A 24,596-nucleotide genomic window follows, 5' to 3' on the forward strand; every position below is an offset into this window, starting at 1 on the left:
TTGGTTCAACTGACCGGGGATGCCCATCGTTTGGGGCATCCCCGGTTGGTCGTTCCACGGGGGTACGGTCGCCGGTAAGGTGGCCTGCACTGTTTGATTTGTCCGGGGTCCGCTCCGGAACGCACCGTGCGGGCGCTGTCCGCGCGGTACAGCCGCTACGTATTCGTCGATCCTCAAGACCGTCACCTCTCAGCCTGTGAAGGCGGGAGGCGCAGGAGGCACCGTGCTCACCGCGTTCGCCCGAGCGTTCAAGACGCCCGACCTGCGCAAGAAGCTGCTGTTCACGTTGGGCATCATCGTGCTCTACCGGATCGGAGCGCACGTCCCGGTCCCAGGGGTGAACTACGCGAACGTCGAGACCTGCATGAAGCAGGCCGGCGGCAACAGCGGGTTGTTCGCCCTGGTGAACATGTTCAGCGGTGGAGCGCTGCTGCAGATCACGATCTTCGCGCTGGGGATCATGCCGTACATCACGGCGAGCATCATCCTCCAGCTGTTGACCGTGGTGATTCCCCGGTTGGAGGCCCTCAAGAAGGAGGGGCAGTCCGGGCAGGGGAAGATCACCCAGTACACCCGCTACCTGACCGTGGCACTGGCCGTGTTGCAGGGCACCGGCCTGGTGGCCACCGCCCGCAGCGGTGCGCTCTTCCAGAGCTGCCCGGTCGCCAGCCAGATCGTGCCCAACGACTCGATCTTCACCACCATCACGATGGTGGTCACGATGACCGCCGGCACCTGCCTGATCATGTGGCTCGGTGAGCTCGTCACCGACCGCGGCATCGGCAACGGCATGTCGATCCTGATGTTCATCTCGATCGCGGCCGGCTTCCCGGGCGCGCTGTGGCAGATCAAGCTCCAGGGCAAGCTCGCCGACGGCTGGATCGAGTTCTTCTCGGTGATCGTGGTGGGCCTGGCGATGGTCGCCCTCGTGGTCTTCGTCGAGCAGGCGCAGCGGCGCGTTCCGGTGCAGTACGCGAAGCGCATGATCGGGCGCCGTTCCTACGGCGGTACGTCCACGTACATCCCGCTCAAGGTGAATCAGGCAGGTGTGATTCCTGTCATCTTCGCGTCGTCGCTGCTCTACATCCCGGCGCTCATCGCACAGTTCAGCGGGTCGAAGGCGGCATGGGCGACCTGGATCGCCACCAACTTCACCAAGGGAAATCACCCCGTTTACATCATTACGTACTTCTTGTTGATCGTTTTCTTCGCCTTCTTCTACGTGGCCATCAGCTTCAACCCCGAAGAAGTTGCCGACAACATGAAGAAGTATGGTGGCTTCATCCCGGGCATCCGGGCTGGTCGCCCGACGGCCGAGTACCTCAGCTACGTGCTCAACCGGATCACGTGGCCGGGCTCGCTGTACCTGGGGCTGATCGCGCTCGTACCAACGGTGGCGTTGGTGCTGTTCAACGCGAACCAGAACTTCCCGTTCGGCGGGACGAGCATCCTGATCATCGTGGGTGTGGGTCTGGAGACCGTGAAGCAGATCGAGAGCCAGCTTCAGCAGCGCAACTACGAAGGGTTCCTCCGCTGATGCGAATCGTCCTCGTCGGACCCCCGGGGGCCGGTAAGGGTACGCAGGCCGCGTACCTCGCCAAGAACCTCACGATCCCGCACATCTCCACGGGGGACCTGTTCCGCGCCAACATCTCCCAGGGCACGCCCCTGGGGGTCGAGGCGAAGTCCTACATGGACGCCGGCAACCTCGTGCCGGACTCGGTCACCATCGGGATGGCCGAGGACCGCATGGAGCAGGCCGACGCGGCCGAGGGCTTCCTGCTCGACGGCTTCCCGCGGAACCTCGCGCAGGCCGAGGCGCTGGACGAGTACCTCCAGGGCAAGGGCCTCAAGCTCGACGCCGTGCTGGACCTGGAGGTCCCCGAGGACGAGGTGGTCAAGCGGATCGCCGGTCGGCGCATCTGCCGCAAGGACTCCAGTCACGTCTTCCACGTCACGTACAACCAGCCGGAGACCGAGGGCGTCTGCGACGCCTGCGGCGGCGAGCTGTACCAGCGCGAGGACGACCGCGAGGACACCGTCCGCAAGCGGCTGGAGGTCTACCACGCGGAGACCGAGCCGATCATCGACTTCTACCGGGCCCAAGGCCTGGTCGCCACGATCTCTGCCCTCGGCAAGGTCGCGGAGGTCACCGAGCGCGCGATGAGCGCCCTGGGCGGCGACGCGTAGAGCGGCACGCTCCGAACGGCCGCGGTTGTCCAGCACGGGCACCGCGGCCGTAGTGTTGGGCGGGCGGGAAAAGCCCGCGGACGAGAGTGAAGGCGGAAGGCACCGGCATGCTGGAGATCAAGAACCCCGCACAGATCGCGAAGATGCGCGAGGCGGGGCTGGTGGTCGCCGCCATCCACGCGGCCACGCGTGAGGTCGCGGTGCCGGGTGCCACGACCAAGGACCTGGACGACGCGGCGCGCAAGGTGCTCGCCGAGCACGGCGCGAAGTCCAACTTCCTCGGGTACGGCGGTTTCCCCGCCACGATCTGCACCTCCGTGAACGACGTCGTCGTGCACGGCATCCCGTCCGCCGACGAGGTGCTGCAGGACGGCGACATCATCTCCATCGACTGCGGCGCGATCATCGACGGCTGGCACGGCGACGCCGCGTACACCGCCTTCGTCGGGTCCGGTCACTCCGCGGAGCTGGTCGAGCTCAGCCGGGTCACCGAGGAGTCGATGTGGGCGGGGATCGCCGCGGTCGCCAAGGGCAACCGGCTGGTGGACATCTCCAAGGCGATCGAGGGGTACATCCGCCGCCAGCCGCGGCCGGCCAGCGGCAAGTACGGCATCGTCGAGGACTACGGCGGCCACGGCATCGGCTCGCAGATGCACATGGACCCGCACCTGTTGAACTACGTCGACCGCAAGCGCGGCCGCGGCCCGAAGCTGGTGCCCGGCTTCTGCATCGCCATCGAGCCGATGGTCAACCTCGGCACCGCCAAGACCCATGTCCTCGAGGACGACTGGACGGTCAAGTCCAACGACGGCAGCTGGTCCTCGCACTGGGAGCACTCGGTCGCGCTGACCGAGGACGGTCCGCTGGTGCTCACCGCCCCCGACGGCGGCAAGGCCAGGCTCGCCTCCCTCGGCATCACCGCGGCGCCCGACCCGCTGGCGTAGCGGTCCGTCCGTGGGCGTCGCACCCGTGTCGTACGCGTAATGATCTCCGTGGTGGGCAATACTCCTGGATTCGTCTTTTCTCAGGCACTGACGTAGACTGACGCGTCGGCTCTCGTGCACCCGTGTGCCCGCACGTCGGGTGCGGCAGTGCAAGTGAGTTGATCAAGGTAGCCGATCCGAAAGGCGAAGCGTGGCCAAGAAGCAAGGTGCCATCGAAATCGAGGGCACCGTGATCGAGTCTCTGCCGAACGCAATGTTCAAGGTAGAGCTCCAGAACGGTCACAAGGTCCTCGCGCACATCAGCGGCAAGATGCGGATGCACTACATCCGTATCCTCCCGGATGACCGGGTCGTGGTGGAGCTCTCTCCCTACGACCTGACGCGTGGCCGGATCGTCTACCGGTACAAGTAGATCTTGCCGACGCCCCGCTCCCGTGGGGCAGCGGCACTGACCCGGAGAACCTCACATCCCATGAAGGTCAAGCCGAGCGTCAAGAAGATCTGCGACAAGTGCAAGGTGATCCGCCGACACGGCCGGGTCATGGTCATCTGCGACAACCTGCGCCACAAGCAGCGCCAGGGCTGACGCACGCCGACCACCTGCATTTCGCAGTTCGCGCGACGCAAGCACATCACGTACATATGCAGTCACCCGACCCCGCGCCCCGCGCGAGGGACGCCACCCCCGGCTCGGAGGCCGGGGACCCGGCTCGTAATACCGAAGAGTCTTACGGGAACGGTGCTGCGGAAGACCTCCGAATAGCCATCAGGAGCCACATCAATGGCACGCCTCGCAGGCGTTGACCTCCCGCGCGAAAAGCGGGTGGAGGTCGCCCTCACCTACGTCTTCGGTATCGGGCGGACGCTCTCGCAGCAGACCCTCGCCGCCACCGGCGTGAACCCGGACACCCGGGTCCGCGACCTGGCCGAGGAAGACCTGGTCAAGATCCGCGAGTACGTGGACAACAACCTCAAGACCGAGGGTGACCTCCGTCGCGAGATCCAGGCCGACATCCGCCGCAAGGTCGAGATCGGCTGCTACCAGGGTCTGCGTCACCGTCGCGGCCTGCCGGTGCACGGTCAGCGCACCAGCACGAACGCCCGTACCCGCAAGGGTCCGCGTCGCGCGATCGCCGGCAAGAAGAAGCCGGGCAAGAAGTAGTCCTCAGCAGGACCACGTCAGCGGTCTTCGCTGTAGGACCGACCACCTCCACGGGAGATATTGAATGCCTCCGAAGGGCCGTACGGCCGGCGCCAAGAAGGTGCGCCGCAAGGAGAAGAAGAACGTCGCCCACGGGCACGCTCACATCAAGAGCACGTTCAACAACACGATCGTTTCGATCACCGACCCGACCGGGAACGTGATCTCTTGGGCCTCTGCCGGCCACGTCGGCTTCAAGGGCTCGCGCAAGTCCACCCCCTTCGCCGCGCAGATGGCCGCCGAGTCGGCCGCCCGTCGCGCGCAGGAGCACGGCATGCGCAAGGTCGACGTCTTCGTCAAGGGTCCGGGTTCGGGCCGCGAGACCGCCATCCGTTCGCTTCAGGCGACCGGTCTTGAGGTGGGCTCCATCCAGGACGTCACCCCCACCCCGCACAACGGATGCCGCCCGCCCAAGCGTCGCCGCGTCTGACCCACTGAAGTAGGAGACAACTAGACAATGGCGCGTTACACCGGGGCCGACTGCAAGCGTTGCCGTCGGGAGAAGCAGAAGCTCTTCCTCAAGGGGAGCAAGTGCGAGAGCGCGAAGTGCCCGATCGAGATCCGTCCTTACCCCCCGGGTGAGCACGGTCGCGGGCGCACCAAGGACAGCGAGTACCTGCTGCAGCTTCGTGAGAAGCAGAAGTGCAGCCGCATCTACGGTGTCCTTGAGAAGCAGTTCGTGAACTACTACAAGGAAGCGAACCAGAAGACCGGCAAGACCGGTGAGAACCTTCTGCGCATCCTTGAGACCCGCCTCGACAACGTGGTCTACCGGGCCGGCTTCGCCAAGTCCCGCGACCACGCCCGTCAGCTGGTGCGTCACGGACACATCCAGGTCAACGGCCGCAAGACCGACATCCCGTCGTCCCGCGTCGCCGTGAACGACATCATCGAGGTCCGCTCGGGCTCCAAGAACCTGACCCCCTTCGAGGTGGCCAAGGCGGAGGCCGGCGAGAAGACCGTCCCGGCGTGGCTCGAGGCGATGCCCTCTCAGCTGCGGATCCTCGTGCACAGCCTGCCCGAGCGCCCGGTGATCGACACCCAGGTGCAGGAACAGCTGATCGTTGAGCTCTACTCCAAGTAAGAGCTGAGCGAAGTGGTACGGGCGGTACGGAGCCGATGGCGTCGTACCGCCCGTACCCTTTGAAGTGCAGCGGACGTCAAATAGCGGGCGTCCATGACTGAAGGAAAGACACCATGCTGATTGCTCAGCGTCCCTCGTTGACCGAAGAGGTCGTCGACGAGTACCGCTCCCGGTTCGTGATCGAGCCGCTGGAGCCGGGCTTCGGTTACACCCTCGGCAACTCCCTGCGCCGGACCCTGCTCTCCTCGATCCCGGGTGCGGCGGTCACGTCGATCCGCATCGACGGCGTGCTGCACGAGTTCACCACCGTGCCGGGCGTCAAGGAAGACGTCACCGACCTGATCCTCAACATCAAGCAGCTGGTCGTCTCCTCGGAGCACGACGAGCCGGTCGTGATGTACCTGCGCAAGCAGGGCCCGGGTCTGGTCACCGCCGCCGACATCGCGCCCCCGGCCGGTGTCGAGGTGCACAACCCCGACCTGGTCCTGGCCACGCTGAACGGCAAGGGCAAGCTGGAGATGGAGCTGACCGTCGAGCGCGGTCGCGGCTACGTCTCCGCCGTGCAGAACAAGCAGGTCGGCCAGGAGATCGGCCGGATCCCGGTCGACTCGATCTACTCGCCGGTCCTCAAGGTCACCTACAAGGTCGAGGCGACCCGTGTCGAGCAGCGCACCGACTTCGACAAGCTGATCGTCGACGTCGAGACCAAGCAGGCGATGCGTCCGCGCGACGCCATGGCCTCGGCCGGCAAGACCCTGGTGGAGCTGTTCGGTCTCGCCCGCGAGCTGAACATCGACGCCGAGGGCATCGACATGGGCCCGTCGCCGACGGACGCCGCGCTCGCCGCCGACCTGGCGCTGCCGATCGAGGAGCTGGAGCTCACGGTCCGCTCCTACAACTGCCTCAAGCGCGAGGGCATCCACTCCGTGGGTGAGCTCGTGGCGCGTTCCGAGGCCGACCTGCTCGACATCCGCAACTTCGGTGCGAAGTCGATCGACGAGGTCAAGGCGAAGCTGGCCGGCATGGGCCTGGCGCTCAAGGACAGCCCGCCCGGATTCGACCCGACCGCCGCCGCCGACGCCTTCGGTGCGGACGACGACGCGGACGCCGGGTTCGTGGAGACCGAGCAGTACTGAGGGCTCCGGCTCGCTGTTCGATCCTGACTGCGGGCCGGTCCTCGACCGGCCACGCGGTTCCCCGCGCCCCTGCTGGGGGCGCGGGTCCTCCGGGCCCCAGCAGGGGCGCGGATCTCCGACAGGCAACCGCCTGCTCGGATACTGACTCCGGTACCTGACACGGCCGGGGCAGACGTTTGAGGAGAAACACCATGCCGAAGCCCGCCAAGGGTGCCCGTCTGGGCGGCAGCGCTTCCCACGAGAAGGCGCTCCTGCGCAACCTGGCGACCAGCCTCTTCGAGCACGGCCGCATCACGACGACCGAGGCCAAGGCCCGCCGTCTGCGTCCGTTCGCGGAGCGCCTGGTGACCAAGGCGAAGAAGGGCGACCTTCACAACCGCCGCCAGGTCATGGAGCTGGTCACGGACAAGAGCGTCGTCCACACGCTCTTCACCGAGATCGCGCCCCGCTTCTCGGAGCGTCCGGGTGGTTACACCCGCATCACCAAGATCGGCAACCGTCGCGGTGACAACGCCCCCATGGCCGTCATCGAGCTGGTCGAGGGCGAGATCGCCAAGAAGGCGACCGTCGCCGAGGCCGAGGCCGCGACCAAGCGCGCGGTGAAGGAGTCCGAGGCTGCGGCCGAGGCTCCGGCCGAGGAGTCGAAGGACGCCTGAGTCCGTGCTCCGCGTGAGCGGAGGTGACCCGGACGCCTGCGTTCGTCGTCGCTGAGCGGTGAGCGGGCCCGCCCCTTTGGGGCGGGCCCGCTTTCGTCTGTGGTGGGCCTGAGAGGATTGCTGGTGTGAGTGACGAAGTGGAGCCCGGTTTCGTCCGGGTGCGGCTGGACCTGTCGTACGACGGCGCGGAGTTCTCCGGATGGGCCAAGCAGCGCGAACAGCGAACGGTCCAGGGGGAGTTGGAGGACGCCCTCCGGACCGTGACGCGGTCCGGAGAGACGTACGAGCTCACCGTGGCCGGGCGGACCGATGCCGGGGTGCACGCCCGCGGGCAGGTGGCGCACGTGGACCTGCCGGCCGAGCTGTGGGCCGAGCACCACGACAAGCTGCTGCGGCGGCTGGCCGGGCGGCTGCCCAAGGACGTCCGGGTGTGGCGGGTGTCGGAGGCGCCGTACGGCTTCAACGCGCGGTTCTCGGCGATCTGGCGGCGGTACGCGTACCGGGTCACCGATCACCACGGGGGCGTCGATCCGCTGCTGCGCGGGCACGTGCTGTGGCACGACTGGGAGCTGGACGTCGAGGCGATGAACGCCGCCTCGCGGCCGTTGCTGGGGGAGCACGACTTCGCCGCGTACTGCAAGCGGCGGGACGGGGCGACGACGATCCGCACGCTCCAGGCGCTCAGCTGGGAGCGGGACGCGGACGGGATCATCACGGCGACGGTCCGGGCGGACGCGTTCTGCCACAACATGGTGCGGTCGCTGGTGGGGGCCCTGCTGTTCGTCGGCGACGGGCACCGTCCGGTGGACTGGCCGGGGAAGGTGCTGACCGCGGGGGTGCGGGATTCCGCGGTGCACGTCGTCCGGCCGCACGGGCTGACGCTGGAGGAGGTCGGCTACCCGGCCGACGAGCTGCTGATGGCCCGGAACAAGGAAGCGCGCAACAAGCGGTCGCTGCCGTCGGCCGGCTGCTGCTGAGGACGGGGCCCGCCCCGGGCCGGTCGGTCGGGGGCGGGCGCGGCCCGGGGCGTCAGGAGGTCTGGCCGGCCTTGCGCTGGGCTTCCTTGAGCTGCTGCGCGGCGGCCTTGGCGGCCTGGTCCTTGCCGCGCTGGGCGATCTGGGTGAAGGCGTACGCGCCGCCGTCCCGACTGATCTGCTGGGCCTTGGTCTCGCCGGCGGTGACGTCCTTGCCGTCGGTGTAGCCGGCGATGGTGAAGTACGCGTAGCGGCCGGTGGCGTTGGTGGTCATCCGGCACTTGCTGCCCTGGCAGAAGTCGGCGGGGACGCCGCCGCCGGCTAGCGGCAGCAGGTTGGGCTTGTTCTCGTTCATCACCGCGGCGGCCTGGGCCGGCGAGTCGAAGACGGCCACGCCGATGGTGACCGCGACCCCGCCCTGGGAGTAGGTGGCGCGCAGCAGCTGCTTACAGCCGTTGTGGTGGAGCGAGGAGACCAGGGCGCCCTGGGCGCCGGCGGTGCAGTCCGCGGTGCTGGCGGTGCCGGTCTGCGGGTAGCTGTGCTCGCCGACGAGCATGGCCTTCTGCGGGAAGAGGGTGGCCGGGGTGAGCGGCGCGGTGTCCTTCTTCGGGTCGGAGATGTAGTCCTGCGGATTGGGCGGGGGCGGGACCGAGACGTCGGGGAAGGACGGCTTGTCGTCCGGCAGCGCGGACTGGCCGGACGCGGTGGGCCGGGCGGTGGCGTTGCCGCCGGGGGAGCCGTTGTTGTTGATCACGGCGACGGCGACGATGCCGGCGACCGCGAGTGCGGCGACGGCACCTCCGCCGATCACGACCCAGCGCTTGCGGCGGGAGCGGGCCCGACTCTCGTCGGCCAGCGCCTCCCAGTCCGGAGTGGAACCCCCCGGGCCGCCGAACGGCCCCCCTTGCCCAAAGCTCATGCCGCGCATCCTAATGCGCCGGGCCGGCGGTGTGGCGGGCGGTGCGGAACCCGTTGCGGCCGGTGCTGGAGCGGGGCGCCGCGGGGGCGCGGGCGCGGTGCGGGTCCTTGGAGGGAGCCGGCCGGGGTCGGGCGGGGGCCATGATCGCAGGTGGGGTGAGGGGGCCGGCCGCACGCCTGTCCGGGGCGCGTTTTGACCCGTACGGGGTTGGGTCAGTATCCTGCTGGTTCGTTATGCGTATGGGCTTGCTCTATCTCACGTGAGGGGCCTTGCGCGGCTAGCCGAGCCGCTCACCAGCGGTGGACGATCGGGTTGCGTCGCCCGTAGCGCCATCTCACTGTGCGAGCAGCCGCGGTGCCAGTACAGGACCCTTCCCCGCGGTCCCTTCGGACCACGGGGATACCCCAACTCACGAAGCGAAGGCTAAGACGTGCGTACGTACAGCCCCAAGCCCGGCGACGTTCAGCGCCAGTGGCACATCATCGACGCGCAGGACGTTGTCCTGGGCCGTCTGGCCAGCCAGGCTGCGTCCCTCCTCCGGGGTAAGCACAAGCCGGTTTACGCCCCTCACGTTGACATGGGTGACTTCGTCATCATCGTCAACGCCGACAAGGTGCACCTCTCCGGCAACAAGCGCACCCAGAAGCTGGCGTACCGCCACTCCGGCTTCCCGGGTGGTCTGCGCTCGGTCCGTTACGACGAGCTGCTGGACAAGAACCCCGAGAAGGCCGTCGAGAAGGCCATCAAGGGCATGCTCCCCAAGAACACCCTCGGCCGTCAGATGCTCTCGAAGCTGAAGGTCTACGCGGGCGCCGAGCACCCGCACGCTGCGCAGCAGCCGGTCCCGTTCGAGATCACCCAGGTCGCGCAGTAAGTCCGGCCACCCCCTAAGACGACAGAGAATTCTTAAGGAGCATCGTGGCTGAGACCACCCCCGAGACCCCGCTGGACGAGGTTGAGGTCGAGGAGTACACCACCGAGACCGAGGTTCCGCTGGAGGGCGAGTACACCTCCGAGTCCCTCGCGTCCCGCTTCGGCGAGCCGCAGCCGGCCGCCGGCCTGGGCCGTCGCAAGAACGCCATCGCCCGCGTCCGGATCGTTCCGGGCTCCGGTCAGTGGAAGATCAACGGTCGCACCCTTGAGGGCTACTTCCCCAACAAGGTGCACCAGCAGGAAGTCAACGAGCCCTTCAAGGTGCTCGAGCTGGACAACCGCTACGACGTCATCGCCCGCATCTCCGGCGGCGGCATCTCCGGCCAGGCCGGTGCGCTGCGCCTGGGCGTGGCCCGTGCGCTGAACGAGGCCGACGTGGACGCGAACCGTCCGGCCCTGAAGAAGGCCGGGTTCCTCAAGCGTGACGACCGTGCGGTCGAGCGCAAGAAGGCCGGTCTGAAGAAGGCCCGCAAGGCGCCGCAGTACAGCAAGCGCTAATCGCGCGCTGCACGCAGGCAGCCCTTGTCGAACGCCCCGGTGGCACTTCCGTGCTGCCGGGGCGTTCGGCTTTCGGCGACCGGCGGCGTATACCTGGAATCCAAGCCCCGGTCACAGCTCATCTACTTCGGAGGACACCAGTGGCACGACTCTTCGGCACAGACGGTGTGCGCGGCGTCGCCAATGCGGACCTGACGGCGGAGCTGGCGCTCGGTCTGTCGGTCGCGGCGGCTCACGTGCTGGCCGAGGCGGGGACGTTTGAGGGACACCGGCCGGTGGCCGTGGTCGGACGCGATCCGCGGGCGTCGGGGGAGTTCCTGGAGGCCGCGGTGGTCGCCGGCCTGGCCAGTGCCGGAGTGGACGTGCTGCGGGTGGGCGTGCTGCCGACCCCGGCGGTGGCGTACCTGACCGGCGCGCTCGGCGCCGACCTGGGCGTGATGCTCTCCGCCAGCCACAACCCGATGCCCGACAACGGCATCAAGTTCTTCGCCCGGGGTGGTCACAAGCTCGCCGACGAGCTGGAGGACCGGATCGAGGAGACCTACCGCGCGCACAGCGCCGGTGAGCCGTGGGAGCGGCCGACCGGTGCCGGCGTGGGCCGGGTCACCGACTACGACGAGGGCTTCGACAAGTACGTCGCGCACCTGGTCGGCGTGTTGCCCAACCGGCTGGACGGGCTCACGGTCGTCATCGACGGTGCGCACGGCGCGGCCGCCCGGGTCTCGCCGGAGGCGTTCGCGCGGGCCGGCGCCGAGGTCGTCACCCTCGGCACCGAGCCGGACGGGCTCAACATCAACGACGCCTGCGGCTCCACGCACCTCGACAAGCTCCGGGCCGCCGTCGTCGAGCACGGCGCCGCGCTGGGCGTCGCCCACGACGGTGACGCGGACCGCTGCCTGGCCGTGGACCACGCCGGCAACGAGGTCGACGGCGACCAGATCCTCGCCGTCCTGGCGCTCGGGATGCGCGAGGCCGGGACGCTGCGCAAGAACACCGTCGTCGCCACCGTCATGTCCAACCTGGGCTTCAAGCTGGCCATGGAGGGCGAGGGCATCGACCTCGTGCAGACCGGGGTCGGCGACCGGTACGTCCTGGAGGAGATGAAGGCGCACGGCTACGCGCTGGGCGGCGAGCAGTCCGGGCACGTCATCGTGCTGGACCACGCCACGACCGGTGACGGCACGCTGACCGGGCTGATGCTGGCCGCCCGGGTCGCGGCGACCGGCCGGTCGCTGGCCGAGCTGGCGGGCGTGATGGAGCGGCTGCCGCAGATCCTCATCAACGTCCCCGACGTCGACAAGGCGCGGGTGGGCAGTTCCGCCGAGGTCGCCGCGGCGGTCTCCGAGGCGGAGCAGGAGCTGGGCGCCACCGGGCGGGTGCTGCTGCGGCCGTCCGGCACCGAGCCGCTGGTCCGGGTGATGGTCGAGGCCGCCGACATCGAGCAGGCCCGGGCGGTCGCGCAGCGGCTCGCCGACGCGGTCAAGTCCGCGCTGGGGTAACGGAGTTCCGATCGGCGGGGTCGCCCGTGGACGGCAGTGCCACTGCCGTCCGGGGCGGCCCCGTCGTGGTGTCTACAGCTTCCGCAGCGACAGCCGCTGCACCTTGTGGTCCGGGCCCTTGCGCAGGACGAGGGTGGCGCGGCCGCGGTTGGGGGCCACGTTCTGTTCCAGGTTGGGCCGGTTGATGGTGCGCCACATCATGCGGGCGTACTCCAGCGCCTCGTCCTCGGATACCTGGGTGTACTTGCGGAAGTACGAGGACGGGTCCTGGAAGGCCGTCCCGCGCAGCTTGCGGAACCGGCCGAGGTACCAGCGTTCGATGTCCTCGGTGCGGGCGTCCACGTAGACCGAGAAGTCGAAGAAGTCGGCGAGGCCCAGCCGGGTGCGGCCGTCCTTGCCGGGCAGGGCCGGCTGGAGGACGTTGAGGCCCTCGACGATGAGGATGTCGGGCCGGTGCACGGTCAGCCGCTCGTCGGGCACGATGTCGTAGATCAGGTGCGAGTAGACGGGCGCGGTGACCTCCGCCTTGCCGGACTTCACGTCCGCGACGAAGCGGGTCAGCGCCCGGCGGTCGTAGGACTCCGGGAAGCCCTTGCGGGACATCAGGCCACGGCGGTGGAGTTCGGCGTTGGGGAAGAGGAAGCCGTCGGTGGTGACGAGCTCGACGCGCGGGTGCTCCGGCCAGCGGGCCAGCAGCGCCTGGAGGAGCCGGGCGGTGGTGGACTTGCCGACCGCGACGCTGCCCGCGACGCCTATGACGAACGGCGTGCCGGGCTGGGCGCCGTGGCCGTTGCCGGTGTCGTCGAGGAAGGTGTTGAGCGCGCCGCGCAGGTTGCTGGTGGCGCCGACGTAGAGGTTGAGCAGCCGGGACAGCGGGAGGTAGACGTCGCGCACTTCGTCGAGGTCGATGACGTCGCCCAGGCCGCGCAGCCGTTCGACCTCCTCGGCGGTGAGCGGCAGCGGGGTCTTCTCCCGCAGGGCGCTCCACTCCGCGCGGGTCAGGTCGACGTACGGCGAGCTGTCGGTGCGGCGTCGTTGCTGCGGATCCGTCGTCAGGGGCACGGGCCCATTGTCCGGGGCCGGCGCGGGCGGCCCGGCGGCGGGGTGGCGGTGCGGTGGCCGGGCCCGACCGGACCTGTGCGTTTGTGGCCGGCCGGGGCGGAGCCCGGTACGGTCGGTGACCGGGGGCGGCGCCAGGGGGCGCCGTGGCGACACAGGGGGGTGGCGTGCGAGCGCGCCTGCGGGAACTACTGCGCGAACGGGCCAGGCAACGACGGCTGCGGGCGGACGGCTTCGCCGCGCGGGTCCACGCCGAACTGGCCGAGGACCTGCCGGACGAGGACCTCGGGGAGGACCTGACGGACTTCCTGGACCGCTACGAGCCGGGCGCCGACCCGGAGGCCGACGAGGAACTGCGCGAACGCGTCCGCGAGGCGCGGGACCGGATAGCTCGCGGGTATTGACAAGGCCCCGGCGTAGGCTGCCCCCATGTGCGGAATCGTGGGATACGTGGGCGGGCAGAGCGCCCTTGAGGTGGTGCTGGCCGGGCTGAAACGGCTGGAGTACCGGGGCTACGACTCGGCCGGGGTCGCGGTGCTGGCGGACGGTGGGCTGGCGGCGGCCAAGAAGGCCGGCAAGCTGGCCAACCTGGAGAAGGAGCTGGCCGATCGGCCGCTGCCCACGGGCGCGGTGGGCATCGGCCACACCCGGTGGGCCACCCACGGCGGCCCGACGGACGCCAACGCCCACCCGCACCTCGACAACGCCGGACGGGTCAGCGTCGTCCACAACGGCATCATCGAGAACTTCGCCGCGCTGCGCGCCGAACTCGCCGACCGCGGCCACGCGTTGGCGTCCGAGACGGACACCGAGGTGGTCGCGCACCTGCTGGCCGAGGAGTACTCCTCGTGCGGGGAGCTGGCCGAGGCGATGCGGCAGGTGTGCCGGCGGCTGGAGGGGGCGTTCACCCTCGTCGCGGTGCACGCCGACACGCCGGACGTGGTCGTCGGGGCGCGCCGCAACTCCCCGCTGGTGGTGGGCATCGGCGAGGACGAGGCGTTCCTGGCCTCGGACGTGGCGGCGTTCATCGCGTACACCCGGCAGGCCGTCGAGCTGGGGCAGGACCAGGTCGTGGAGCTGCGCCGGGACGGGGTGACGGTCACCGACTTCGACGGGGCGCCGGCGCAGGTCCGCGCGTACCACGTGGACTGGGACGCCTCGGCCGCCGAGAAGGGCGGCTACGACTACTTCATGCTCAAGGAGATCGCCGAGCAGCCGAAGGCGGTCGCGGACACCCTGCTGGGCCGGGTCGACGCGGCCGGGGTGCTGTCCCTGGACGAGGTGCGGATCCCGCCGGCGGTGCTGCGGGAGGTCTCCAAGGTCGTCATCGTGGCGTGCGGGACGGCCTACCACGCCGGCATGATCGCCAAGTACGCCATCGAGCACTGGACGCGGATCCCCTGCGAGACCGAGCTGGCCAGCGAGTTCCGCTACCGCGACCCGATCCTGGACCACCGCACGCTGGTGATCGCCATCAGCCAGTCCGGCGAGACCATGGACACCCTGATGGCGCTGCGGCACGCCCGGGAGCAGGGCGCGCGGGTGCTCGCCATCTGCAACACCAACGGCTCGACCATCCCCCGCGAGTCGGACGCGGTGCTGTACACGCACGCCGGGCCGGAGGTCGCGGTGGCGTCGACGAAGGCGTTCCTGACCCAACTGGTCGCGGTCTACCTGGTCGCGCTGTACCTCGGGCAGGTGCGCGGCACCAAGTGGGGCGACGAGATCCGGGACGTGGTGCGCGAACTGGCGGCGATCGGCACGCAGGTGCAGCAGGTCCTCGGCACCATGGAGCCGGTCCGGGAGCTGGCCCGTTCCCTCGCGGACAAGAACACCGTGCTGTTCCTGGGCCGGCACGTCGGCTACCCGGTGGCCCTGGAGGGCGCGCTCAAGCTCAAGGAACTGGCGTACATGCACGCCGAGGGCTTCGCGGCCGGCGAGCTCAAGCACGGCCCGATCGCGCTCATCGAGGAGGACCTGCCGGTGGTCGTGGTCGTCCCGTCGCCCCGCGGCCGGTCCGTCCTGCACGGCAAGATCGTCTCCAACATCCAGGAGATCCGGGCCCGCGGCGCCCGCACCATCGTGATCGCCGAGGAGGGCGACGAGGCGGTGGTGCCGTACGCCGACCACCTCGTGCGGATCCCGCGGACGCCGGTGCTGCTACAGCCGTTGGTGTCCTCGGTGCCGCTGCAGGTGTTCGCGTGCGAGCTGGCCACCGCCCGGGGGAACGAGGTCGACCAGCCACGCAACCTCGCCAAGTCGGTGACGGTGGAGTGACCTGGTGATCATTGGGGTTGGGATCGACGTCGCGGAGATCGACCGGTTCGACGCGGCGCTGCGGCGGACGCCGGAGCTGGCGCACCGGCTGTTCAACGAGACGGAGTTGAACCTGTCGAGCGGTGAACGCCGGGGCATCGCCTCCTTGGCGGCCCGGTTCGCCGCGAAGGAGGCGGTGGCCAAGGCGCTGGGCGCGCCGGGGGGCCTGCGGTGGACGGACGCCGAGGTGTACGTGGAGGAGACCGGGCAGCCGCGGCTGCGGGTGCAGGGCACGGTCGCGGCCCGGGCCGCGGAACTGGGCGTGCGGTCCTGGCACGTGTCGCTCAGTCACGACGCCGGGGTGGCCTCGGCGGTGGTGATCGCGGAGGGGTAGGCGGCCCGGGTACTCCCCGGTGCGCCCGGCGGCGTGCGGGGGCGAGCGCTCCGCGCCACCGCCGCGGCCCGGTGTGACACTGGCCGCATGAGGACTGCCTACAGCGTGAAGACCGTGCGGGCCGCCGAGCGGGAACTGATGGCCCGGTTGCCCGAGGGGGCCCTGATGCAGCGGGCGGCGGCCGGACTGGCCGTCGCGTGCGCGGAGTTGCTGGGCCGGGTGTACGGCTCCCGGGTGGTGCTGCTGGTGGGGAGCGGCGACAACGGCGGGGACGCGCTGTACGCCGGCGCGCGGCTGGCGCGCCGCGGCGCCGGGGTGGCCGCGGTGCTGCTCGCACCCGAACGGGCCCACGCCGGCGGCCTGTCGGCGCTGCGCGGGGCCGGCGGCCGGGTGGCGACCGACCCGCTGCGCGACCTGGAACGGGCCGATCTGGTCCTGGACGGCATCGTCGGCATCGGCGGCCGCGGGGGGCTGCGCCCGGACGCCGCCCGGCTCGCCCGGGCCGCGCGGGCCGCGGCGACCGTGGCGGCGGTCGACCTGCCGAGCGGGGTGGACGCCGACACCGGCGAGGTGTCCGGGGACGCGGTGCGCGCGGACGCGACGGTGACGTTCGGCGCGTACAAGCCGGGCCTGCTGATCGACCCGGCGCGCGAACGGGCCGGGGCGCTCCGCCTGGTGGACATCGGCCTGCGCCCGCCGGCCGGTGCGGACGTGGAGGCGCTCCAGCACGCGGACGTGGCGGAGCTGCTGCCGCGGCCGGCCGCGGAGAGCGACAAGTACCGGCGGGGCGTGGTCGGGGTGGTCGCCGGGTCGGCGCGCTACCCGGGGGCGGCGGTGCTGGCGGTGGCCGGTGCGCTGCGGGGCGGTGCCGGGGCGGTGCGGTACGTGGGACCGGCGGCGGAGGCGGTGCTGGCGCGGTTTCCGGAGACGCTGGTGCACGCCGGCCCGCCGGAGAAGGCCGGCCGGGTCCAGTCGTGGGTGATCGGACCGGGCCTCGGCGACGAGTCGGGGGCGCTGGCGGAGGTGCTGGCGGCGGACGTCCCGGTGCTGGTGGACGCGGACGGGCTGCGCTTCCTGACGCCCGAGCAGGTGCGGCGGCGGACGGCCGGGACCCTGCTGACGCCGCACGCCGGGGAGGCGGCGGCGCTGTTGGAGCGCGGGCGCGCGGAGGTCGAGGCGGCGCGGCTGGCCTCGGTGCGGGAGCTGGCGGGGCGGTACGGGGCGACGGTGCTGCTGAAGGGCTCGACGACGTTGGTGGCAGATCCGGACGAGGGCGTTCCGGTGCGGGTCAACCCCACCGGGACGGGGTGGCTGGCGACCGCCGGCAGCGGGGACGTGCTCTCCGGCCTCACCGGCGCGCTGCTGGCGGCGGGCCTCGACCCGCGCGACGCCGGTTCGGCGGGCGCCTACCTGCACGGCCTCGCGGGGCGGCTGGCGGCCGGCCGGCACGGGGAGCCGATCGTGGCGTCGGAGGTGGCGGGGGCGCTGGGGGCGGCGTGGGAGAACGTGGTGTCCTCATAGGACGGGCGGGTCGTGCGGCGGGGCGGGGGCCCGTCGACGGCCGCCGCGCCGTGGGGCGGCGACGCTCCTCGCCACCCGCCGCCACGCCGCGCGACCCCGCCCCCGCACCCCCGCGGAAGAGGAACGCACCCGCACCACAACGTGGGAAGGCGGCCGGCTCAGCGCCTCGCCTGCGACACTGAGGGGGATGAACGAGACAGCGATGCGAGCCCGTGCCGCCATTGACCTCGCCGCCGTGCGGTCGAACGTCCGTGCACTGCGGAAGCGTGCCCCACGGGCGCAGCTGATGGCCGTCGTGAAGTCGGACGCCTACGGCCACGGCGCGGTCCGCTGCGGCCGCGCCGCCCGTGAGGCCGGCGCGCCCTGGCTGGGCGTGGCGCTGCCCGAGGAGGCGTTCGCGCTGCGCGCGGCCGGGGACGTCGGCCGGCTGCTGTGCTGGCTGTGGACGCCCGGCGGGCCCTGGGGCAGAGCGATCGAGCAGGACGTCGACGTCTCGGTGAGCGGCCTGTGGGCGCTGCGGGAGGTCGTCGCAGCGGCGCGCGACCGCGGGCGCGCCGCGCGGGTGCAGCTCAAGGTCGACACCGGGCTGGGGCGCAACGGCTGCCCGCCCGCCGAGTGGACGGAACTGACCGCCGCCGCCCGGGCCGCCGAGGCCGAGGGCCTGCTCGCGGTCACCGGCGTCTGGTCGCACTTCGCCTGCGCCGACGAGCCCGGGCACCCGTCGATCGCCGCCCAGCTGGCGGAGTTCCACCGGGCGCTGGCCGTCGCGGAGGCGGCCGGGCTGCGCCCGGAGGTGCGGCACATCGCCAACACCCCGGCGCTGCTCACCCTCCCCGAGGCCCACTTCGACCTCGTCCGCACCGGCATCGGCGTCTACGGGGTCTCGCCCAGCCCCGAGCTCGGCACCCCCGAGGACTTCGGGCTGCGGCCGGTGATGACGCTGGAGGCGTCGCTGGCGTCGGTCAAGCGGGTGCCGGGCGGGCACGGGGTGTCGTACGGGCACCACTACACGACGCCGGGGGAGACGACGCTGGCGCTGGTCCCGCTGGGGTACGCCGACGGGATCCCGCGGCACGCCTCGGGCACCGGACCGGTGCTGGTCGCCGGGAAGTGGCGGACGGTCGCCGGGCGGATCGCGATGGACCAGTTCGTGGTGGACCTGGGCGGCGACCGGGCCGAGGTCGGCGAGCCGGCGGTGCTGTTCGGCCCCGGGGACCGCGGGGAGCCGAGCGCGGAGGACTGGGCGCGGGCGGCCGGAACCATCGGGTACGAGATCGTCACGCGGATCGGCAAGCGGGTGCCGCGCGTCTACGTGGACAGCGAGGTGCCGGCGCAGGCCGGGGACCGGAGCGAGGGTGACACGGCGCTGACGGGGGGCGTGGCATGACCGACGGGACGGAGGCCGCGGCGCAGGCGGTCGAGACCGCCGCGGAGGCGGCCGGCAACTGGGCCAAGGCGGGGCGTCAGGCGGGCTTCGCGGGCCTGGCGATCGGCGTGGTCGCGGCGGGTGCGGCGGCCGGGGTGGCCATAGAGCGTCTGACGGTCGGCCGCGGGATGCGGCGCCGGGCGCGGCTGGCGCTGGACGCGGCGGGCCCGTACGGCACGCTGCGCGGCACCTCGGGGGTGGCGCTCGCCGAGGACGGGACCGAGCTGTACTACGAGGTCGACGAGGTGGCGACCGGTCCGGCTCCCAAGGGCGGCAGGGTTGTCGGGGGCGGCCGGGCGGGCAAGGAGACGCGGGCCGCGCACGAGGCCCGGACCGGGCTGCACAAGCGGCTGACGGCGGCCCTGGGGCGGCGCTCCCCGGCGCCCACGGTCGTCTTCAGCCACGGCTACTGCCTCGGTCAGGACTCCTGGCACTTCCAGCGCGCCGCGCTGCGCGGCGCGGTCCGCACGGTGCACTGGGACCAGCGCAGCCACGGCCGCTCGGCGCGCGGCCACGGGCAGATCGAGGGGACCGAACCGGTCACCATCGACCTGCTGGGCCGGGACCTGAAGGCGGTGCTGGACGCCGCGGTGCCCGAGGGGCCGATCGTGCTGGTCGGGCACTCGATGGGCGGGATGACGGTGATGGCGCTGGCCGACCAGTTCCCCGAGTACGTGGCGGAGCGGGTGGTCGGCGTGGCGCTGATCGGGACGTCGGCGGGCCGGCTGAGCGAGGTGGGTTTCGGGCTGCCGTCGATGGGCTCGAAGGCGTTCCACCTGCTGGCGCCGGGGGTGCTCAAGGCGCTGGGGCGGCAGAGCGAGATCGTCGAGCGGGGCCGGCGGGCCACCGCCGACCTGTTCGCGGGGTTGATCAAGCGTTATTCGTTCGGCGCGCAGGACGTGGACCCGGCGATCGCGCGGTTCGGGGAGCGGCTGATCGAGGCGACCCCGATCGACGTGGTCGCCGAGTTCTTCCCGGCGTTCGCGGTGCACGACAAGACCGAGGCGCTGGTGGCGTACGACGCGGTGCCGGCGCTGGTGCTGGCCGGGGAGAAGGACCTGATCACGCCGGCCGAGCACAGCCGGACCATCGCCGAGGTGCTGCCGGACGCCGAGCTGGTGTGCGTCCCGGACGCCGGGCACCTGGTGATGCTGGAGCGGCCCGAGCTGGTCAACGACCACCTGGTGGGGCTGGTGGAACGGGCGAGCGCGGCGGCCCGCCGGTCGCGCACCGCGCGGGCCTGAGCCGGGCCCAGGCGCCGGGGCCGGGCCCGACGCGGGACCGGCAGCCCGTCCGGGCCGTACCATTTGCGGCATGAGCACCACTGGCGTGACCGCCCGCGTAACCGTCAAGTCCCCCGATCAGATGCAGGAGTTGGGTCGCCGGTTGGCGCCGCTGCTGCGCCCCGGCGACCTGGTGCTGCTCACCGGTGAGCTGGGCGCGGGCAAGACGACGTTGACCCGCGGCCTGGGCGAGGCCCTGGGCGTGCGGGGTGCCGTGACCTCGCCGACCTTCGTCATCGCGCGGGTGCACCCGTCGCTCACCGGCGGTCCGGCGTTGGTGCACGTCGACGCGTACCGGCTCGACGGCGGCCTGGACGAGATGGAGGACCTGGACCTCGACGTCTCGCTGCCGGAGTCGGTGGTGGTCGTCGAGTGGGGCGACGGCAAGGTCGAGGAGTTGTCGGAGGACCGGCTGCACGTCGTCATCGGGCGGGCCGTGGGAGGGGACGACGCCCCTGGTGGGCCGGCCGGTCACTTGGAGGAGGGCCTGGACGACGTGGACGACGTCCGCGAGGTGACGGTCATCGGGCTCGGTGCGCGGTGGGCGGACGCCGGCCTTCCCGAGCTGGAGATCTGCTGACGAAAGGGGCGTAAAGGCTCTTATCGGGCCAGGCGGCCCGATAGTTTCCGACAAGCCGTCGGCAAGATGTTGCGCGCGCGGTGTCGGCCGTGGTCACATGGGTGGAAGAGCCCTGGTTAGGTGTGCCTAAGTAGAGCCTAACCGCTGTCGCTTGCCCCAGGAGCCCGGGAGGCGTCCATGTCCCCCCACCAGCCCCCGTCCGCGCCCGAGCGGCGCGCGGACGCCCCCGTCGCGGCGGCCGGGCGCGCCGATCGGACCGCACGGAAGACCCCGCCGACGATGAACGAACTGCTCGCCGCGGGCGCCGCGGCCAACGCCGTCTCCACGCCGCCGGACACCGCGGAGCGGCCCGCTACGGAGAAAGCCGACGACTCGGGCGAGTCAGGGAAAAACGCCGGGCCGGGCGGTCGGGCGTCCACTCCGGGACGCGACGCCGCGTAACCCACAGGGGCGAAGCGGGCGGGCGCGGACGGCTCCGCGCCGCCGGCTCAGGGGACGACGACGATCTTCACGCCGCGCACCGCGAAGTCCCACAGCGCCGCGCCGTCCGCGCGCGACTCCCGGATGCCACCGGTCTTCTTCGCGTTCGCCCCACCCGGGGCGGGCGTGGAGCCGTCGACCGCCGCGCTGAAGCCGACGACCACCCCGTCCACGCTGGCGAACCGCACCACGTGCTCGATCGCCACCCCGTCCGAGCCGGTCACGCTCACCGACCGCGAGCTGACCGGGTACGTCCCCGGCACCGGGGACACCGTGCTCGGCGCCACCGCGAACGTCCGCTGCGCCGCGCCGTCGGCGCCGACCAGCCAGACCCGCTTGGCGCCCAGCGCGTACACCACGCGCTTTCCGCTGCCGGACTGCGCCGGGACCGGGGCGGGGGCCGGCGGCTTGTCCTTCTTGTCGTGCTGGTCGCGGGCGGCCGGCTTCTCGTCGGAGGTCCGGACGCTGCCGCGGACCGGGGTCAGCGGGCCGGAGGCGGACGCGGACGCCTGGAAACCGAGCAGGCCGATCGCGACCAGGGCGGCCGCGGTGAGACCGGTGACGATCGTGCTGCTCTTCGAGGGCACCGCGGGTGCCACCTTTCCGTCCGCTCCCGGCCACCGGCGGGGAGGCTGCTGACTGTGCCGACTGCGGATCGACGGTAGCACCGGCCGGGGCACCGCCGGCCGCGCCGTAGTCTTTAAGGCGTGCTGCTGCTAGCTCTTGACACCGCCACCCCCGCCGTCACGGTCGCGCTCCACGACGGCTCCCGCGTCCTCGCCGCCGCCGGCGAGGTGGACGCCCGCCGGCACGGCGAACTGCTGCTGCCCGCCGTCGACCGGGTGCTGGCCGAGGCCGGACACAAGCTGGCCGAGGTCAGCGACGTCGTCGTCGGCGTCGGCCCCGGCCCGTACACCGGGCTGCGAGTGGGCCTGGTGACCGCCACCACCTTCGGCGCGGCCCTGGGCGTCCCGGTCCACGGCCTGTGCTCGCTGGACGGCATCGCCCACGCCTCCGGCCTGACCGAACCCTTCGTCGTGGCCACCGACGCCCGCCGCAAGGAGGTCTACTGGGCACGCTACGCCCGCCCGTCGCCCGACCACCGCCCCGGCACGAGCCGCTCCGCGGCGCCCCTCCCCCTGACCCGGCTGACCGAGCCCGCGGTGGACCGCCCCGCCGACCTCGCCGAGCAGGTCGCCGGGGTCCCCGCCGTGGGGGCCGGCGCGCTGCTCTACGACACCGTCTTCACCGGCGTGCTGCGGGACGGGCCCGCGCACCAGTCCGCCGCCGCGCTGGCCGAGCTGGCGGCCCGGAAACTGGCCGCCGGCGAGGAACTGCTCCCGCCGCGCCCGCTGTACCTGCGCCGGCCCGACGCCCAGGTGCCGGCCAACTACAAGGTGGTCACTCCCCAGTGAGTGGCCAACCCGAGGCGCCGGGTCGCCCCGTCGAACTGCGGGAGATGCGCTGGTGGGACCTGGACGCGGTGCTGGAGCTGGAGCGCGAGCTGTTCCCCGAGGACGCCTGGTCGCCGGGGATGTTCTGGTCCGAACTCGCGCACGCCCGCGGCCCGCTGGCCAACCGCCGCTACCTCGTCGCCGAGTCGGCCGGCCGGATCCTCGGCTACGGAGGGCTGGCCGCGACCTGCGGCACCGGTGACGTGCAGACCATCGCCACCGCCCGCGACCAGTGGGGCACCGGCCTCGGCGCCCGACTGCTGACCGCGCTGCTGGCCGCCGCCACCGACTTCGAGTGCCAGGAGGTGCTGTTGGAGGTGCGGGTCGACAACGCCCGCGCCCAGCGCCTCTACGAGCGGTTCGGCTTCGAACCGCTCGGCTTCCGCCGCGGCTACTACCAGCCCGGCAACGTCGACGCGCTGGTGATGCGCCGCCCCACCCAGACCTCTTCCGAAGCACCCTCCGTACAAGGAACGTGAACATGGCTGACTCCCGCGGCGGACCGCTCGTCCTCGGCATCGAGACCTCCTGCGACGAGACCGGTGTCGGCATCGTCCGCGGTCACACCCTCCTGGCCGACGCGGTCGCCTCCAGCGTCGACGAGCACGCCCGCTTCGGCGGAGTGGTGCCCGAGGTGGCCTCCCGCGCCCACCTGGAGGCGATGGTCCCCACCATCCAGCGCGCGCTGAAGGACGCCGGGGTCACCGCCTCGGACCTGGACGGCATCGCGGTCACCGCCGGCCCCGGCCTGGCGGGTGCCCTGCTGGTCGGCGTCTCGGCCGCCAAGGCGTACGCCTACGCCCTCGGCAAGCCGCTCTACGGCGTCAACCACCTCGCCTCGCACATCTGCGTCGACCAGTTGGAGCACGGCCCGCTGCCGGAGCCGACGATGGCGCTGCTGGTCAGCGGCGGCCACTCGTCGCTGCTGCTGGCCCCGGACATCACCTCCGACGTCCGGCCGCTGGGCGCCACCATCGACGACGCGGCGGGCGAGGCGTTCGACAAGGTGGCGCGGGTGCTCAACCTCGGCTTCCCCGGCGGCCCGGTCATCGACCGTTGGGCCCGCGAGGGCGACCCGGAGGCGATCCGCTTCCCGCGCGGGCTGACCGGCCCCCGCGACGCCGCCTACGACTTCTCCTTCTCCGGCCTGAAGACCTCGGTGGCCCGCTGGATCGAGGCCAAGCGGGCGGCCGGCGAGGAGGTGCCGGTGGCGGACGTCTCGGCGTCCTTCCAGGAGGCGGTCGTCGACGTCCTGACCCGCAAGGCCGTGCGGGCCTGCAAGGACAACGGCGTGGACCACCTGATGATCGGCGGCGGGGTGGCGGCCAACTCCCGGCTGCGGGCGATGGCGCAGCGGCGCTGTGAGGACGCCGGCATCCGACTGCGGGTGCCGCGCCCCAAGCTGTGCACCGACAACGGCGCGATGGTCGCGGCCCTGGGCGCCGAGATGGTGGCCCGCAACCGCCCGGCCTCCGCCTGGGACCTCTCCGCGGACTCCTCGCTGCCGGTCACCGAGCCGCACGTCCCGGACCCGCACGCGCACGACCACGGCCAGGACCACGGGCACGGCCACGCGCAAGATCACGACCACGATCACTTCCACGAGCTCAGCAAGGACAACCTGTACCCGTAGGCGGCCGGGACCGTGGCGGCCCCGGTGCGGCGTCCTATCCTGGAGGGCCGGGGGGCCGGGGAGCCGCCCCGTTCGCAACACCGGGGGACGACGGGGGTCGACGCAGTGCAGTGGTGGTATCTCTTCGTCCTGACCGGGCCGGCCCTCTACGCCGCCTCCGCGGCGCGGGGTGCGGCCCGCAAAGCGCTGAAGACCCGGCACCGGCGCAAGCTGGCCCTCATCGAGGCCCGCCGCGAGGAGCGCCTGGCCCTGGAGGCCGCGGACCGGCCGCCCGCCCCGGTCTGCGGCTGTGAGCACCACCTCGCCAAGCACGACAAGCAGGGCATGTGCCACGAGACGGTGCCCACGGCCGTGGCCTGGGACGCGGACCACGCGCCGGTCCGGTACGAGGCCCGCCGGTGCAACTGCCAGCAGTACGTGGGCCCGCAGCCGCTCTCCCAGGTCTACGCCGAGGACCTGACCGACCTGGCCTGAGC

Annotated in this window: 29 protein-coding genes; 26 read left to right on the forward strand and 3 right to left on the reverse strand. The window is 71.8% G+C overall.

The genetic code is table 11. The annotated features are described in order from the left end of the window. Positions 1 to 223: 223 nt before the first annotated feature. The 11 genes from secY (at position 224) to truA (ending at position 8,188) form a co-directional block, all read left to right on the forward strand. Positions 224 to 1,537: a preprotein translocase subunit SecY gene (secY, locus tag ACLJT4_RS07570; RefSeq protein WP_016571068.1), complete on the forward strand. Its 1,314-nt coding sequence runs from the start codon at positions 224 to 226 to the stop codon at positions 1,535 to 1,537. After that, entirely contained in the window at positions 1,537 to 2,190 is a 654-nt protein-coding gene (locus ACLJT4_RS07575) for an adenylate kinase (RefSeq protein WP_411121521.1), read from the forward strand. Before secY ends, ACLJT4_RS07575 begins: the two co-directional genes overlap by 1 nt. Before the next feature lie 107 nt (positions 2,191 to 2,297). Further along, on the forward strand, positions 2,298 to 3,134 hold the full coding sequence (map, locus tag ACLJT4_RS07580) for a type I methionyl aminopeptidase (RefSeq protein WP_411121522.1): 837 nt from the start codon (positions 2,298 to 2,300) through the stop codon (positions 3,132 to 3,134). 190 nt (positions 3,135 to 3,324) lie between these two features. Further along, positions 3,325 to 3,546, forward strand: coding sequence for a translation initiation factor IF-1 (gene infA, locus ACLJT4_RS07585; RefSeq protein ID WP_003956442.1), 222 nt, complete (start codon positions 3,325 to 3,327; stop codon positions 3,544 to 3,546). A 60-nt stretch (positions 3,547 to 3,606) separates the two neighbouring features. Next, the gene (gene rpmJ / locus ACLJT4_RS07590; RefSeq protein ID WP_003956441.1) at positions 3,607 to 3,720 is read left to right on the forward strand and encodes a 50S ribosomal protein L36; all 114 of its coding nucleotides are present in this window, start codon (positions 3,607 to 3,609) and stop codon (positions 3,718 to 3,720) included. Between the two features lie 195 nt (positions 3,721 to 3,915). Then, positions 3,916 to 4,296, forward strand: a complete 381-nt coding sequence (gene rpsM / locus ACLJT4_RS07595; protein WP_006604894.1) for a 30S ribosomal protein S13 — start codon at positions 3,916 to 3,918, stop codon at positions 4,294 to 4,296. 64 nt (positions 4,297 to 4,360) lie between these two features. Beyond that, positions 4,361 to 4,765, forward strand: a complete 405-nt coding sequence (gene rpsK, locus ACLJT4_RS07600; protein WP_004571845.1) for a 30S ribosomal protein S11 — start codon at positions 4,361 to 4,363, stop codon at positions 4,763 to 4,765. 27 nt (positions 4,766 to 4,792) lie between these two features. After that, positions 4,793 to 5,419 carry a 30S ribosomal protein S4 gene (gene rpsD / locus ACLJT4_RS07605; RefSeq protein ID WP_016571071.1) on the forward strand — a complete coding sequence of 209 codons (627 nt, stop codon included), beginning with the start codon at positions 4,793 to 4,795 and terminating at the stop codon, positions 5,417 to 5,419. 113 nt (positions 5,420 to 5,532) lie between these two features. Then, positions 5,533 to 6,555 carry a DNA-directed RNA polymerase subunit alpha gene (locus tag ACLJT4_RS07610; protein WP_003956430.1) on the forward strand — a complete coding sequence of 341 codons (1,023 nt, stop codon included), beginning with the start codon at positions 5,533 to 5,535 and terminating at the stop codon, positions 6,553 to 6,555. 191 nt (positions 6,556 to 6,746) lie between these two features. Beyond that, on the forward strand, positions 6,747 to 7,211 hold the full coding sequence (gene rplQ / locus ACLJT4_RS07615; protein ID WP_411121523.1) for a 50S ribosomal protein L17: 465 nt from the start codon (positions 6,747 to 6,749) through the stop codon (positions 7,209 to 7,211). A 125-nt stretch (positions 7,212 to 7,336) separates the two neighbouring features. Then, entirely contained in the window at positions 7,337 to 8,188 is an 852-nt protein-coding gene (gene truA, locus ACLJT4_RS07620; protein WP_411121524.1) for a tRNA pseudouridine(38-40) synthase TruA, read from the forward strand. Positions 8,189 to 8,240: 52 nt separating this feature from the next. On the opposite strand, the gene ACLJT4_RS07625 is transcribed toward truA, so the two are convergent. Next, entirely contained in the window at positions 8,241 to 9,104 is an 864-nt protein-coding gene (locus ACLJT4_RS07625) for a hypothetical protein (protein WP_411121525.1), read from the reverse strand. A 430-nt stretch (positions 9,105 to 9,534) separates the two neighbouring features. On the opposite strand from ACLJT4_RS07625, the gene rplM reads away from it, so the two are divergent. From rplM to glmM, 3 genes are all read left to right on the forward strand, one after another. Then, entirely contained in the window at positions 9,535 to 9,978 is a 444-nt protein-coding gene (rplM, locus tag ACLJT4_RS07630; RefSeq protein WP_016578437.1) for a 50S ribosomal protein L13, read from the forward strand. Positions 9,979 to 10,022: 44 nt separating this feature from the next. Then, positions 10,023 to 10,535 (forward strand): 30S ribosomal protein S9, encoded by a 513-nt coding sequence (gene rpsI, locus ACLJT4_RS07635; RefSeq protein ID WP_016578436.1) that lies wholly within the window; start codon positions 10,023 to 10,025, stop codon positions 10,533 to 10,535. A 140-nt stretch (positions 10,536 to 10,675) separates the two neighbouring features. Beyond that, positions 10,676 to 12,034 carry a phosphoglucosamine mutase gene (glmM, locus tag ACLJT4_RS07640; RefSeq protein WP_016578435.1) on the forward strand — a complete coding sequence of 453 codons (1,359 nt, stop codon included), beginning with the start codon at positions 10,676 to 10,678 and terminating at the stop codon, positions 12,032 to 12,034. Positions 12,035 to 12,106: 72 nt separating this feature from the next. On the opposite strand, the gene coaA is transcribed toward glmM, so the two are convergent. Beyond that, positions 12,107 to 13,096, reverse strand: coding sequence for a type I pantothenate kinase (gene coaA, locus ACLJT4_RS07645; protein ID WP_016575942.1), 990 nt, complete (start codon positions 13,094 to 13,096; stop codon positions 12,107 to 12,109). 164 nt (positions 13,097 to 13,260) lie between these two features. Between coaA and ACLJT4_RS07650 the strand changes: the two genes are divergently transcribed. From ACLJT4_RS07650 to ACLJT4_RS07685, 8 genes are all read left to right on the forward strand, one after another. Continuing rightward, positions 13,261 to 13,497: a hypothetical protein gene (locus ACLJT4_RS07650; RefSeq protein ID WP_016575941.1), complete on the forward strand. Its 237-nt coding sequence runs from the start codon at positions 13,261 to 13,263 to the stop codon at positions 13,495 to 13,497. A 25-nt stretch (positions 13,498 to 13,522) separates the two neighbouring features. Further along, positions 13,523 to 15,370 (forward strand): glutamine--fructose-6-phosphate transaminase (isomerizing), encoded by a 1,848-nt coding sequence (gene glmS / locus ACLJT4_RS07655; protein WP_411121526.1) that lies wholly within the window; start codon positions 13,523 to 13,525, stop codon positions 15,368 to 15,370. Position 15,371: 1 nt separating this feature from the next. After that, on the forward strand, positions 15,372 to 15,743 hold the full coding sequence (locus ACLJT4_RS07660) for a holo-ACP synthase (protein WP_037633743.1): 372 nt from the start codon (positions 15,372 to 15,374) through the stop codon (positions 15,741 to 15,743). A gap of 87 nt (positions 15,744 to 15,830) precedes the next feature. Continuing rightward, positions 15,831 to 17,264: an NAD(P)H-hydrate dehydratase gene (locus tag ACLJT4_RS07665; protein WP_411121527.1), complete on the forward strand. Its 1,434-nt coding sequence runs from the start codon at positions 15,831 to 15,833 to the stop codon at positions 17,262 to 17,264. Positions 17,265 to 17,451: 187 nt separating this feature from the next. After that, complete coding sequence (gene alr, locus ACLJT4_RS07670) at positions 17,452 to 18,651, forward strand: alanine racemase (RefSeq protein WP_411121528.1); 1,200 nt, start codon at positions 17,452 to 17,454, stop codon at positions 18,649 to 18,651. After that, positions 18,648 to 19,934: an alpha/beta fold hydrolase gene (locus ACLJT4_RS07675; protein WP_411121529.1), complete on the forward strand. Its 1,287-nt coding sequence runs from the start codon at positions 18,648 to 18,650 to the stop codon at positions 19,932 to 19,934. The genes alr and ACLJT4_RS07675 overlap by 4 nt, the downstream gene beginning before the upstream one ends. 70 nt (positions 19,935 to 20,004) lie before the next feature. Continuing rightward, on the forward strand, positions 20,005 to 20,553 hold the full coding sequence (tsaE, locus tag ACLJT4_RS07680) for a tRNA (adenosine(37)-N6)-threonylcarbamoyltransferase complex ATPase subunit type 1 TsaE (protein WP_411121531.1): 549 nt from the start codon (positions 20,005 to 20,007) through the stop codon (positions 20,551 to 20,553). A gap of 177 nt (positions 20,554 to 20,730) precedes the next feature. Continuing rightward, entirely contained in the window at positions 20,731 to 20,994 is a 264-nt protein-coding gene (locus ACLJT4_RS07685; protein ID WP_411121532.1) for a hypothetical protein, read from the forward strand. 47 nt (positions 20,995 to 21,041) lie between these two features. On the opposite strand, the gene ACLJT4_RS07690 is transcribed toward ACLJT4_RS07685, so the two are convergent. Then, entirely contained in the window at positions 21,042 to 21,620 is a 579-nt protein-coding gene (locus ACLJT4_RS07690; protein WP_411121533.1) for a hypothetical protein, read from the reverse strand. Positions 21,621 to 21,740: 120 nt separating this feature from the next. Between ACLJT4_RS07690 and tsaB the strand changes: the two genes are divergently transcribed. The 4 genes from tsaB (at position 21,741) to ACLJT4_RS07710 (ending at position 24,594) form a co-directional block, all read left to right on the forward strand. Continuing rightward, entirely contained in the window at positions 21,741 to 22,448 is a 708-nt protein-coding gene (gene tsaB / locus ACLJT4_RS07695; RefSeq protein WP_275464165.1) for a tRNA (adenosine(37)-N6)-threonylcarbamoyltransferase complex dimerization subunit type 1 TsaB, read from the forward strand. Continuing rightward, complete coding sequence (gene rimI / locus ACLJT4_RS07700) at positions 22,445 to 22,966, forward strand: ribosomal protein S18-alanine N-acetyltransferase (RefSeq protein WP_411121534.1); 522 nt, start codon at positions 22,445 to 22,447, stop codon at positions 22,964 to 22,966. The genes tsaB and rimI overlap by 4 nt, the downstream gene beginning before the upstream one ends. 2 nt (positions 22,967 to 22,968) lie before the next feature. After that, entirely contained in the window at positions 22,969 to 24,120 is a 1,152-nt protein-coding gene (gene tsaD, locus ACLJT4_RS07705) for a tRNA (adenosine(37)-N6)-threonylcarbamoyltransferase complex transferase subunit TsaD (protein WP_411121535.1), read from the forward strand. Between the two features lie 105 nt (positions 24,121 to 24,225). After that, positions 24,226 to 24,594: a hypothetical protein gene (locus ACLJT4_RS07710; protein WP_411121536.1), complete on the forward strand. Its 369-nt coding sequence runs from the start codon at positions 24,226 to 24,228 to the stop codon at positions 24,592 to 24,594. Positions 24,595 to 24,596: the final 2 nt, after the last annotated feature.

Source organism: Streptomyces sp. x-19 (assembly GCF_046549115.1).
Lineage (GTDB): Bacteria > Actinomycetota > Actinomycetes > Streptomycetales > Streptomycetaceae > Streptomyces > Streptomyces albulus_C.